General features: G+C 74.3%; 9 protein-coding genes and 1 pseudogene. 5 read left to right on the forward strand and 5 right to left on the reverse strand.

What is annotated here, in order from left to right; all coding sequences use genetic code 11:
- Positions 1-45: 45 nt before the first annotated feature.
- Entirely contained in the window at positions 46-1377 is a 1332-nt protein-coding gene (locus tag WME95_RS34875; RefSeq protein ID WP_437903668.1) for a cytochrome P450, read from the forward strand.
- A gap of 54 nt (positions 1378-1431) precedes the next feature.
- On the opposite strand, the gene WME95_RS34880 is transcribed toward WME95_RS34875, so the two are convergent.
- Positions 1432-2868: a cytochrome P450 gene (locus WME95_RS34880; protein ID WP_437903669.1), complete on the reverse strand. Its 1437-nt coding sequence runs from the start codon at positions 2866-2868 to the stop codon at positions 1432-1434.
- A gap of 214 nt (positions 2869-3082) precedes the next feature.
- Complete coding sequence (locus tag WME95_RS34885; protein ID WP_437903670.1) at positions 3083-3694, reverse strand: hypothetical protein; 612 nt, start codon at positions 3692-3694, stop codon at positions 3083-3085.
- A 334-nt stretch (positions 3695-4028) separates the two neighbouring features.
- Between WME95_RS34885 and WME95_RS34890 the strand changes: the two genes are divergently transcribed.
- The gene (locus WME95_RS34890; RefSeq protein ID WP_437903671.1) at positions 4029-5027 is read left to right on the forward strand and encodes a hypothetical protein; all 999 of its coding nucleotides are present in this window, start codon (positions 4029-4031) and stop codon (positions 5025-5027) included.
- Positions 5028-5052: 25 nt separating this feature from the next.
- Here WME95_RS34890 and WME95_RS34895 read toward each other — a convergent pair whose 3' ends face one another.
- On the reverse strand, positions 5053-5385 hold the full coding sequence (locus WME95_RS34895; protein WP_437324296.1) for a transcriptional regulator: 333 nt from the start codon (positions 5383-5385) through the stop codon (positions 5053-5055).
- Positions 5386-5628: 243 nt separating this feature from the next.
- On the opposite strand from WME95_RS34895, the gene WME95_RS34900 reads away from it, so the two are divergent.
- Together WME95_RS34900 and WME95_RS34905 are read left to right on the forward strand one after the other, a co-directional pair.
- The gene (locus WME95_RS34900; RefSeq protein ID WP_437903672.1) at positions 5629-8178 is read left to right on the forward strand and encodes an alpha/beta fold hydrolase; all 2550 of its coding nucleotides are present in this window, start codon (positions 5629-5631) and stop codon (positions 8176-8178) included.
- Between the two features lie 655 nt (positions 8179-8833).
- Positions 8834-10294 (forward strand): hypothetical protein, encoded by a 1461-nt coding sequence (locus WME95_RS34905; protein WP_437903673.1) that lies wholly within the window; start codon positions 8834-8836, stop codon positions 10292-10294.
- Positions 10295-10344: 50 nt separating this feature from the next.
- On the opposite strand, the gene WME95_RS34910 is transcribed toward WME95_RS34905, so the two are convergent.
- Complete coding sequence (locus tag WME95_RS34910; RefSeq protein ID WP_437903674.1) at positions 10345-10524, reverse strand: hypothetical protein; 180 nt, start codon at positions 10522-10524, stop codon at positions 10345-10347.
- Between the two features lie 199 nt (positions 10525-10723).
- Positions 10724-11140: pseudogene (locus tag WME95_RS34915) on the reverse strand (class I SAM-dependent methyltransferase); the annotation flags it as partial.
- A gap of 76 nt (positions 11141-11216) precedes the next feature.
- Between WME95_RS34915 and WME95_RS34920 the strand changes: the two are divergent.
- Positions 11217-12053, forward strand: coding sequence for an AraC family transcriptional regulator (locus WME95_RS34920; protein WP_437903675.1), 837 nt, complete (start codon positions 11217-11219; stop codon positions 12051-12053).
- Positions 12054-12095 lie beyond the last annotated feature (42 nt).

The raw sequence follows: 12095 nt of genomic DNA on the forward strand, positions 1-12095 counted from the left end.
ATCTCGTATGCAAACCGCGGCTCCACGCTCTCCGGAGAACTGGCCATGATCCGATCCCCCGGTCCGAAAGCGCACCCTCTGCACGGCTCCTGGCCGGAGTTCCGCGCGGATCCCCTCGCCTTCCTGCTCGACGGCACCCTGGCGTACGGCGATTTCTTCCGGTTCCGGCTGGGGCTCAAGCGGTGCTTTGCCGTCTCGGATCCGGCCGCGATCCAGAGGGTGTTCTCGGATCGGGAGGGCTTCACGGACAAGACGCCGCCGCACCGGATGCAGGACGCCTATCCGCGGAGCGTCGCCCGCCTCGAGGGGGGTGAGCACCTGGAACGCCGGAGGGCGCTCGCGCCGGCGTTCCATCGGGAGGCGCTCCTCGCGCGCGCCGAGGGCGCCGCGCGCGTGGTGCGCGAGGCGCTCGCGCGGCTGCGCACAGGCGAGGCGCGCGCGGTGCTGCCGGTGCTCGAGGACGTCGCCCTCCGGAGCGCGTCGATGCTGCTGCTCGGGGAGTCGGGAGAGCAGGTCGTGGAGCGCATCGCGACCGAGCTGCCCCGGGTGGAAGCGTGGCTCGGGCACGCCGCAGACGACGAGATGGCCTATGGCGAGGCGAGGGATGCGCTCGCGGCGTCCATCCTGGCGGCGGCAGAGAACCGCAGGGCGGCCGGGAACCGCGGGACGACCGACCTGCTGGATCCGCTCGTGCGCGCGGTGGACGCCGGCCAGATCGACGAACAAGCGTTGATCGACGAGGTCGTGATGATGCTGGTGACGCACGTGCCGACGGCCGCGGCGTCGGCGTGGGCGCTCTACGAGCTCGCGCAGCGCCCGGACGTGCGAAGGCGCCTCGAGGAGGAGCTCGACGCGATCGGCGCGCAGGGGATGGGCGCGCAGGGAGCGGAGGTGGAGCGCGCCTCGGTCCTGTCGGCGGTGGTGCAGGAGACCTTGCGGCTGCACCCGCCCGTATGGGTGCTGGCGCGCGAGGCGCGGAGGGAGTTCCGCCATGGGCCGCACGCGGTGAGCGCGGGAGACGAGGTCCTCGTGAGCCCGTATGTCATGCAGCGGCTCCCGCGGTACTGGAAGCGCCCGGAGGCGTTCCTCCCGGAGCGTTTCGAGCCGGGCTCGCCATGGCACGAGGAGCGCCCGCCTTCGGCGTTCCTTCCCTTCGGGCTCGGCATGCGCAAGTGCATCGGCGAGCGGACCGCCGTGCTGCAGATGAAGCTCATGCTGGCGGCGCTGGTGCGGGAGTTCCGGTTCGACCTGCCCGCAGGGTACGAAGCGGGCGCAGACGGCCGGCGGGCGCTCGTGCCGCGAGATGGGCTGCCGATCGTCGTGGAGCGCCGCCGGAGGCCGGATCGGCGTCCCCGCGAGCACGAGCTGACGGGATGAAGGCCAGAGCGCGCCGCCGCCCGGCCGCGCGCAAGGAGACCCGGTGAGCAACGCTCAGGAGAAGCCCATGGGGCACCGCCCTGCCGGCTGCGGCGCGGCGGGCCGGAGCGCCGGCTCCGCCGCCGGGCTGCCCTGGACCGCAGCCGGGCGGCCTTCCGCCCTCGCTCGCTCGCGCTTCCCTTCCAGGATCATCGCCACATCCCCGCTCGGCCCCATGGTGAGCCCGCGGCGCACGTGGTGAATGGGCGCCTGGCTCTCGAGCCGGAGCCGGTATCTCCCGAGGATCGTGCCGAGGGCGACCTTCATCTCGTACATCGCGAACGCCGCGCCCAGGCACCGGCGGGCGCCGCCGCCAAACGCGATGAACTCGAAGGGTGTGAATTTCCGATCGAGGAACCGCGAAGGGCGGAATCGCTCCGGCGACGGGTAGAGATCCTCGCGGCCGTGCAGGAGCAGCGGCGAGGCGGCGATCGCCTCGCCGGCCGGGATGGTATAGCCCTTGAGCTGGAACGGCCTTTTCACGACCCGGGCCACGTCCACCACCGGCGGGTGGAGGCGGAGCGCCTCCAGGCACACCGCCTCCAGGTACGGCAGCGACGCGAGCGCGTCCGCCTCGGGCGCGGGACCGAGCGCGTCGAGCTCGTCGAGGAGGCGCGCGAGCACGGCCGGCTCGCGGTGCAGCCAGTACATCGCCCACCCGAGCGACATGGCCGTCGTCTCGTGGCCAGCGAACAGGAGCGCCCGGAGCTGGTCCGCGATCTCGACGTCGCTCATGCCCGCGCCGTCGTCGTGGCGGGCGCTCATCATCAGGCCCAGGATGTCCTGCGGCGCGTCGCCCTCCGCGCGCCTCGCCCGGATCTCCTCGAAGAGCAGCGCGTCGAGCGCCCTGGCCGCGCGCTTGTGGCGCGCGTAGGGGCCGAAGCCGGCGAAGTCGCGGCGGAGCGCAGGGATGATCATGAAGCTCGGGCTCAGCGACTCGATGAGCCCGAGCACGGCCTCGCGGGTCCTGCCGACGCGCGACTCGCCCCGCACGCCGAAGACCACGCGGACGATCACGTCGAGCGCGATCGCCTGGGTCGCCGCGAGCATCGAGAACGAGCGACCCGGCCGCCACCGCGACGCCACGTCCAGGCTGATGTCCGCGATCGCGCCGCCATAACCCCGCATCGCGCCGGCGCTGAACGGCGGGGCGATCAGCCGCCGATCGCGCCGGTGGCGCGCGCCCGCCGTCACGACCACCGACGAGGTCCCGAAGACCGGCTCCGTCAGCTGGACACCCCAGACATCGAACTCGTCGGGGTCGGCCGTGTAGACCGCGCGGATCGCCTCCGGATCGCCCGTGATGGTCAGTATCCCGTTCGGCGACCTCAGGCGAAACGTGGGGCCGTACTCGGCGGCGTAACGCCTGAAGACGGGCTCGGAGGAGATGAATCCTGCACGAATGGTATCCACAAGGCTGAGCGACTTCGGCCCGGGCGGCACATTTCCCATCGAGCTGCTCCGTGAGTGAACGAGGGTTGTCGGGATGTCCCCGGCCGGAGAAGACCAGGGCGCCGGGGACATTCCGACACGCGGACCGGCGTTCGGTTCCCTCGGTCCCGTCGGTTCCGTCGGTTTCGTCGATTCCGAGAGATCGCCGGCCCGCGCTCAGGCGAGCGGCGCTCGGCCTCGCGGCGACCCCACGGCTGCGCGGCCGCGCACGGCGTCAGCGCGACGGCTCTGGCTCGCCCCGCGCGGCCTCGGCGGCAGGCGGACGGACAACGACCGCGCGGGACAGGAGCAGCGCGCCGGTGAAGAGGTAACCCGACCAGGAACGGAAGACATCGTAGGAGCGGCCCAGCAGCGGAGCGCTCCGAAGAATGTCCCCGATGCGCCACATCTCCTCGTGGCGCGTGATCTCGAAGCTCTCGCCGCCGTCGATCATGCAGAAATCGTAGGTCAGGATCACCCGCACGGGATACGCGCAGCGCGGGAACAGCCGCAGGTACAAGGTGCTGTCGACCAGGGCGCGGCCCGACTCACGCGGCTCGGAGAGCCGGACGCTCAGCTGAGAGACGTCGAGGTCGAAACGGCCGCCGACGCGAGATCCAGAGAGGCCGACCTGGTACGTCTCGATCCCGCGCACACGCCGCCATGGATTGACGAACTCGATGCCACGGGCAAGGTAAGGATAGACCTCCTTCTCGAGCGTCACGATCGGAACCTTCGTGTCGTACATGAGGAGCGAGAGGCGTCGGAAGCGCGCCTCCAGGTCGGCGAGCCCGAGGCGCGGCATCGTGGGGATCGTGAACGGGAGGCAGTTCACTTTTGTCGCCATGTCGTGACTCTCCATCCGGATACGCCCCCGCCCGGTGTGAAGCGCCGGTCCGGGCGCGGAGCGATGAAGGCCGAGACGCAATGCATGGGCCGAGGCGGAGCGCGCTGGAGGTGCGAGCTCTGCGGCGCGTCGCTCCGCCCCGCGCGCCGCGTGTGCGCCGCCGCGCAAGGCGCTCGAAAGGCGCTGTTCTCCGCGTGGTTCAGGGAGAGAATCGGCGCGCCCGCGGTGGATTGCCCTGGTCCCTTGGGCGCGCGCGGTTATCTTCCCGCGCCGTTCGGCACGAAGCGCGCCGCGTTTCGGCCTCTCTGCCAGCGGCGAATCACGAGGAGAAGACGTGTCACGGGTTGTGGAGCGCGCAGCGAAGACCGCCAGCAGTCTCACGGAGCGGCGCAGAGCCGCGGCGCGGCGGGTCGCCGCGTTCATGGCGCTCACCCTCGCCTCGGCGGGGTGCGCCGCGCAGGGAGCGCCGGCGCTCGCCGCGCGCGGCGGCGCGGCCCCCGGCGCGAGCGCGGGAGGGCCGGCGCCCGCCGCGCGCGGCGGCGCGGACGGCGCAGACGCCGGCGCGAGCGCGGCGGCAGAGCCGATCTTCCGTGAGGCGGAGTCGCTCGCGGGGCGCTACCGCGTGATCGGCGTGCAGCTCTTCGTGCTCGACCAGGCCGCGGAGGCGGGCGCGGCCGGCGCGCGCGGCGCGGCGCGGCGGGCGGCGCTCGAAGCAGAGGCCGCGCGGCTGCGGGCGGGCGTCGCGGCGGCCTACGCGGCGCTCGTCGACGCGCCGGCGCTGCGCGCAGCGGAGCAGCGGCCTCGAGCGCTCCTCGCGCTCGCGCGGGCGCTCCAGGACGGCGGGGACGCGCGCGGCGCCGAGGCGCGGCTGCGCCAGCTCGCCCTCGAGCACCCCGCGTCCGGCGAGGCGGCCGAGGCCTACCTCGCGCTGGCCGACCTGGCGTTCGCCGCGGGGCGCCTCGACGAGGCGGTGAGCGCCTGCGACGGCGCGCTCCGCGGCGCCGCGGGGGCGCCGCTCCGCAAGCGCGCGCTCTACGTGAAGTCGTGGAGCCTGCGGGGCCTCGGCGGCCGAGACGCCACCGACGGGGCCATGAGGGCGCTGCGCGCCATCGTGCAGCTCGGCCCCGCGCGCTCCGGCTCGCTGGAGGCGACGATCGACGAGGCCGCGGAGCGAGAGCTCGTCGAGCTCTACGCGGCGCACGGCGACCTCGCCCAGGCCCGCGCCTTCTTCGCGGGCGCGGGCGAGCGCGCGGGCCCGCGGCTGCTCGGCGAGGTGGAGGCCCGCGCCGCGCGGCGCGGGCGCCCGGAGCCGCCCGATCGACCGGCCCTGTGAGGAGCGCCGCCGCCGCCCGGGAGCCTCACCCTTCGCCCGCGTCGATCCGGAACCGCGGCGCCTCGATGCGCTCCCCCCGGCACGCCGGGCAGCGGCTCGGCTTCGCGAGCGACCGCCGCTCGTCGAACGCGTAGCCACAGCGCAGGCAGCGCGCCGGCGCGACCGAGAGCCGCTCGCCGCGCGCCCGCAACGAGCGCGCGAGGTGCTCGAGGTGCGGCGCCACGTCGCGCTCCCGCATCCCGAGGCGGGTGGAGAGCTCCCACGCGGTCGCCGCTCCCCTGCGGAGCTCCTCCAGGAGCGCCTGCCGCACCGTCTCCGACCGGGGCGCTGGGCTCGGCGGTGGCTTCGGGTCGCTCATCGCTCTCCGCGAGCGTGACACCGCGGCGGCGCCGGTCCAGCGCGCGAGCACGCTCGCGGCTCGCGGCTCGCGCGAGCGCGCTCGCGCGCCGGGCTCGCGCCGCGCTCCAGCGCCGCACGGCCACGACAGGCGCACAGGTGCTGCCTCTCACGACGGCGGAGCAGCGCAGCGCGGCACGGACCGCGCGGGCATTGCGCTGCCCACAGCGCGCACGGAGAATGCCGCTCCGGAGAACAGCAGCGCATGATCCCGTGCCCGTCCGACGACGCCCTGGCCACCTGGCTCGCGGGCAACTTCCCGCACGACGACGCGGCGAGCATCCGCGGGCACGTGGCCGGCTGCGACGGCTGCCGCGCGCGGCTCTCGACGCGCCCGAGCGAGAGCGACCTCGGGGCGCCGCTCTTCCTCAACACGATGCACCAGCGCTTCGGCGCGAGCGAGCGGCCGCCGCCGCCCCTCTCCTGGGCGCCGCCCTCGGCCTTCGACGACTACCGCGTGGTGCGGCCGCTCGGCCGCGGGGGCATGGGGCAGGTGTACCTCGCCCACGACGAGGTCCTCGACCGGCCCGTCGCGCTCAAGTTCGTCGCGGCGGACAGCCCGGATCCCAGGACCATCGAGCGGCTGCGCGTCGAGGCCCGCGCGATCGCGCGCCTCCAGCACCCCAACGTCGTCGCCGTCTACCGGATCGGCGAGGTGCGCGGGCGGCCGTACATCGCCTACGAGTTCGTCGAGGGCGAGCCGCTCGAGCTGCTCCCGAAGCCGATCCCGTGGCCCGCCGCGCTGCGCCTCGCGCTCGGCCTCGCCCGCGGGCTCGCCGCGGCGCACCGGCGGGGCGTCCTCCACCGTGACATCAAGCCGGCCAACGTGATGCTCGACGCGAGCGGCGAGGTGAAGCTGCTCGACTTCGGCCTCGCCAAGCTCGCCGACCGGCCCGGCGCCCCCGCCCTGGACGCGGGCCCTCGCGCCGCGCCGAGCTCCGCCGTCGCGCCCGCGCCGTGGGCGCTCGCGGACATGTCCGCCTTGACGACCGCGATCCCGGTGGCGCTCGACGCGGCCTCCGCGCTCGGGACCGCCAGCCTGACCGACGGCGGCATGATGATGGGCACGCCGCTCTACCTCGCGCCCGAGCTCTGGGCGGGCACCGCCGGCACGCCCCGCTCCGACGTCTACGCGCTCGGGCTGGTCCTCTACGAGCTGTGCGCGGGCCGGCTGCCTCACGCGGGGCTCGACGTGCACGCGATCGCCAGCTGGGTGACGGCGCGCGCGCTCCCGCCGCTGCGCTCGATCTGCCCCGACGTCCCGGAGATGCTCGCGGCCGTCATCGATCGCTGCGTGCTGCGCGAGCCGGAGGCGCGCTTCGCGTCGGCCGAGGAGGTGCAGGCCGCGCTCGAGGAGACCGAGGCGCTCTGCCGGGCGTTCCAGATCGTCCGCCCCGCGTCGCCCCCCGCCAGCGCGCAGGACGCGGGCGCGGACGTCGTGCGCGCCTCGTTCGAGCGCCTCGCCCCGCGCGCCGAGGCGCTCGTGACGCGCTTCTACGAGCGGCTCTTCGCCCGCGAGCCGGCGCTCCGGGCGCTGTTCCCGCCGGACATGCGCGAGCAGCGGCTCAAGCTCGCCGCGGCGCTGCAGCTCGTCGTCGACAACCTGCGCGCGCCGGACAAGCTGGTCGAGATGCTCGAGGCGCTCGGCCGCCGCCACGCCGCGTACGCCGCGTTGCCCGAGCATTTCGACGCCGTGGGCCGCGCGCTGCTCGAGGCGCTCGAGGAGCTCGAAGGGGACGCGTGGTCGCCCGTGACCGCGCGGGCGTGGGCGGGCGCGTACGCGCAGGTCGCCGAGGCGATGCGGCGCGGGCTCGAGGCCGCGCGGGAGGGGGTGGTCTCCTCCACGCGGGCGCCCGCGCGGCTGCACGCCGCGGAGACCCGCCTCGCCACGAGCGCCGACGCGAGCCTGGCCTACAGGATCGCGGGCGCCGGGCCGATCGATCTGGTGCTGGTCCAGGGGTGGGTGACGCACGTGGAGGCCGCGTGGGAGGGCGCGCTCATCTCCCGGTTCTTCGCCGAGCTCGCCGCGTGGGCGCGGCTCATCGTGCTCGACCAGCGCGGCACCGGGATGAGCGAGCGCGAGGGCGCGGGCGCTCCGGCCGAGCAGCAGGCGGAGGATCTGCTGGCGGTGCTGGACGCGGCCGGCGTGGCGCGCGCCGCGCTCCTCGGCGTCGGCGCCGGGTTCGCGCCGTGCGCGCTGCTCGCGGCGGCGCACCCGGCGCGGGCGCGCGCCCTGATCGCGCTCGGGAGCGCGGCGCAGATGTCTGCCTGGCCGGGGTGCCTCTTCGGGCTCGCCGGCGAGGACGCCGAGGAGGCCGAGCGCGCGCTGCGGAGCGGCTGGGGCGAGCCGCTCTTCCTCGATCGCCTGGCCCCGTCCGCGGCGGATGACCACGCGTTCCGGCGCTTCTGGGCCGCGTACCTGCGCCACGGCGCGAGCCCTGGCGGGGCGGCGCGCATGCTCCGGGCACACGCGGCGGCCGACGTCCGGTCCGCGCTTGGCCGGGTGAGCGCCCCGACGCTCGTGCTGCACCGGGCCGGCGATCGGGCCGTCCCGGCGGCGGCCGGGCGCGACCTCGCCGGCCGCATCCGCGGCGCGCGCCACGTCGAGCTGCCGGGCGACGATCACCTCCCCTTCGTCGGCGAGTCAGGTCCGCTGCTCGCCGAGCTGCGGGCCTTCCTTGGCGCGGATGCCGGGGGGAGCCCCGTCTCGAGCCTCGTGCCCTCCGCGGCGCTCGGCGCCGCCTCCGGCGGCTGACGCGCTCGGCGCGGGGCCAGGCACGCGGTGCGTCGTCGCCCGGCTGGCGCCGCGGAGCTCTCACTCCTGCGCTCCACGACGAGCCGCCGGACGCGCGCCCGCCGCTCGGACGCTCGCGCTCGCTGCGCTTCCTCGACCGATGTTTGCCCGCGCTACGATGAACCGATGAACCGATGAACCGATGAACCGATGAGCCGATGAGCCGATGAGCTCGAGTTCAGCGTGCGGACGTCCGCGTCTCCGGCTTCGCCCGATACGACCTGAGAGTTCTCCTTATTTCGATGTCTCTCCAGGAAGAGGGAAACATCCTGTCTACCTTGCGATCCCGTGATTCCCCCGCTAGCTTGAATTGATGATGGGATGGTCACGCCCGCTGACCTGCTATGTCGCTGCCGTGCTTGGCGCATTCGCGAGCGCTTGCTCCGGGACGGAGCAGGGCTCTGCCGGCGCAGCGGCAGGCGCGGCGGACACAGGCGGGGCGGGAGGCGACGGCAGCGTCGAGAGCACAGGCAGCGCTGAGAGCGCGGGCGGGGGCACCGACTGCCCTCCTGGTGAGGAAGGCTGTCCGTGTCGGCCTCTGAGCCAGTGCGACGACGGGCTCTGCTGCGCGGACAGCGCATGTACTTCGGAGTGTGCCAGCGCCGATGATGACCCGATGGTCGACGGCGACTGCGACTGGCGGGGAGGCCCGGAGGACCCCTCGTTCCAGCGCTCGGACACGTGGGGAACCACGGGGGCAGCGCTCGTCTCCCCCGAGGTCGAGGGCAACGGCAACCCCGGGGCCGGCATCATCGGGAGAGACGCGGTGTGCCAGATGGCCGGCTTCTATCAGCGCCTCTCGATGCCGGACCTCGCGTGCGCCGGGCCGCTCCTCCTCACGTTCGCCGCGCGCATCGGCTGCGAGCTCGCGATGGACTGCCTGGGCCCGCCGGGGGTCGGGGTCCGGATCGACGGAGGGATCACCGACCTCGATCTCATGCCCTCTTCGTCCTTTGCCCCGCAACGCGTGTGCCTGGGCGAGCGCGCCTACGGCAGGCCGATCGACCTGCTCCTCGGGCCCGCCCGGCGTTCTCCCCTGTGCGATGAGGACACCGGACAGGACTTCACGCTGACGTTCGATGACGTCGCCCTTCAGCCTGATGAAATGAACGAGTGCCCGCTGCCTGGCCAGGTGCTGAACGGCGACTTCGAAGCAGGCGCCGCCGGCTGGAAGGCGTCCGCCGAAGGCGGCGTCTCCGAGATCGAGCGCGGCCTGGGCCAGGGCGGCGGCAAGGGCGGACACCTCGCCACCACGCTGTTCTGCCAGGTCCCCTCGCTCGAGGGCACGCTCTCGGCGCCCTTGCCATCCGCCGCGCTGCCGAGCCCGGCGCTCCGCATCTGGAGCCGTGGCAGCCCGGGGGCGATCGTCGACGTGATGCTGAGCACGCACCGGTTGACGGCCCTGACGGGCACGGGCGAGGCGCAGGTCTCGCATGTTTGCTTGCCCCGGTGGGCCCTCGGCATGGCGCACCGCCTCGCGTTCGGCTTCCGCAACCGGCACAGCCAGCCGTGCATGGACGAGAACAAGCGGGATTTCACGGTGGATGACCTCGCCATCGTCTCGGACGACCGCTGCCCCGGGGACGCGCCGCTCTTCGACCCCGGCTTCGAGAACGACGGCGCCGACGCGGGCCTCTCGCCGACGTGGGTCCTCAACGCGGAGGACCCGGCGCGCGGCAGCGCCAGGCTCGCGGTCGACGCGGCGGCCGCGCACGCCGGCGACGTCTCGCTCTCGCTGTCCGTGCGGAAGCCGTGCCGCGAGCCCTCGGCCTCCACCGTGTTCACCGTCCCCGAGCCCCAGGGGACGGCCGGTCCAGCGCTGAAGTTCTGGTACCGCACGAGCCACCTCCTCGCGGCGACCGCCTCCTCGACGCCAGGAGGCGCCCTGGCTGCCAGCGAGCGCTGGACGCAACGGACGCTCTGCCTGGATCCGCGCACGGCGGGCATGCCCCAGCCGATCTCTTTCAAGATAAGAGCCAGCGGCACCTGCGATGCGCCGCTCGACGACGAGGCCTTGCACGTGGATGACGTCGAGGCGACGACCGATCCCTCCTGCCCGGCCGCGGCGCTCCCCTGAGCTGCGGAGTCCTGGCGCCTCGAGGCGCCGGGCAGAAGGTGCCTCTCGGCTCAGCCGCGCTTCCGGCCCACCAGGATGACGATCGGATAGGCGAAGTGGACCTCGTCCCCGCGGAGCTCTGCGCCCACGCCGAGCGCGTCGACGCCGACGTCGGCGCGGTAGAGGGCCCGGAGCCGGTCCGCTCCGCCGGGCTCCGGGAAGGAGGCCCGGAGCGCGGCCTCGAGCTCCACCTCGAGCCGGTACCGCGTCGTCGTCTCGATCTCCAGCCCCGCCGCGTCGAACAGGGCGCCCAGCTCGCGCTCGGTGAGCGCGCTCGGTGAGCGCGCTCGCGTGCGACGGATCGCGGATCTTCTCCGCGGCGTCGTACGCCGCCCGCTTGTCCTCGGCCGGCGCCACGTCGATCACGGCGACTCGCCCGCTCCTCTGGCACACGCGGGCCATCTCGCGCAGCGTCACGAGCGGCTCCAGCAGGTGATGGAAGCTGTAGCGCGTCGTGACCAGGCGATAGCTCTCGTCCGGATAGGGCAGCCGGCTCGCGTCGCCGAGCTCCCAGGTGACGTTGGAAAGACCGAGGCTCGCCTGCCTCTTCCGCGCCTCGTCGAGCATCGCCGGGACGATGTCGAGCCCCCGCACGCTCGCCACGCGCTGGGCCAGCGCGCAGGCGACGATCCCCGGCCCGCAGGCCACGTCGAGGGCCGCGTCGCCCGGCGCCGGGGCGAGCGCGTCGAGCAGCAGCCCCATGGCGGATTCCGCCGAGTGGGCCCGGACCTCGGCGAACGGCCTGGCCTGGCGGGTGAACTGTTCCTGTATCAACGCATCGTGCGCCGCGGGAGTGGCTTGCTTCATGGCGCTCGAGGGTGGACGCGCTCCGGCTTTACGGCTGCCCGCGAACGGACAAAGATCACCGCCGAGAGGCCACGCCTTGCAAGCCCGCGTCCTGACCCCGACGGAGACCACCGAGCACCTCGCGCGCCTCGGGCTCGATCATGCCGGCGCGCGCGCGTTCTCCTACGAAGACGAGCTGCGGGGAGCCGCGTACGGCTGGCACACCCACGCGCGGCACCAGCTGCTCTGTCCGCTGGCCGGCACGGCGCGCCTCGAGGTCGAGGACGCGTCCTTCCTGCTCCCCCCGCAGCTCGCCGCGCTCATCCCCGCGGGCGAGCGGCACGCCACCACCTGCGGCGACGCGTCCATCGTCTCGATCTATTTCGAGCCCGCCGCGTTCCCCTCCCCCCTCGCGGCGGTGAGGATCTTCGAGATCCCCGCGCTCCTGCGCGAGATGGTGATCTACGCGCGCCGCTGGCCGGTCGCGCGGCGCCCGGACGACGCCGCGGCCAACACGTTCTTCGCGGCGATGGCGGACATCATCGGCCCGCTCCTCGATCGCGGCGCCACGTACCGGCTGCCCCGCGGCAAGACGCGGCCGGTGCAGCGCGCGATCGAGTGCGCGCTGCGCGACGTCTCCAGCGCCGATCTCCCGCGGGCGGCGGCGTTCGCCGGGGCGACCGAGCGCACGCTGCGGCGGCGGTTCCGCGAGGAGACCGGCGTCACGTGGCGCGGCTTCGTCACGCGCGCGCGCGTGCTCCGGGCGATCGACCTGCTCTCCAGCCCGAGCGCCAGCGTCACGCAGGTCGCGCTGGACGTCGGCTTTCAGAGCCTCGGCGCGTTCGCCGCCGCGTTCCGCGCCGTCACGGGCCAGACGCCGAGCGAGTTTCGCAGGACCGCCCGGCCATCGCCGGGCGGTGGACACAAGAGCTGACCTGAGCCGACCTGACGGCGCGGACGCGCCCCTCGAAGAGCG

The sequence above is a fragment of the Sorangium sp. So ce327 genome, assembly GCF_051530205.1.
Lineage (GTDB): Bacteria > Myxococcota_A > Polyangia > Polyangiales > Polyangiaceae > Sorangium > Sorangium cellulosum_B.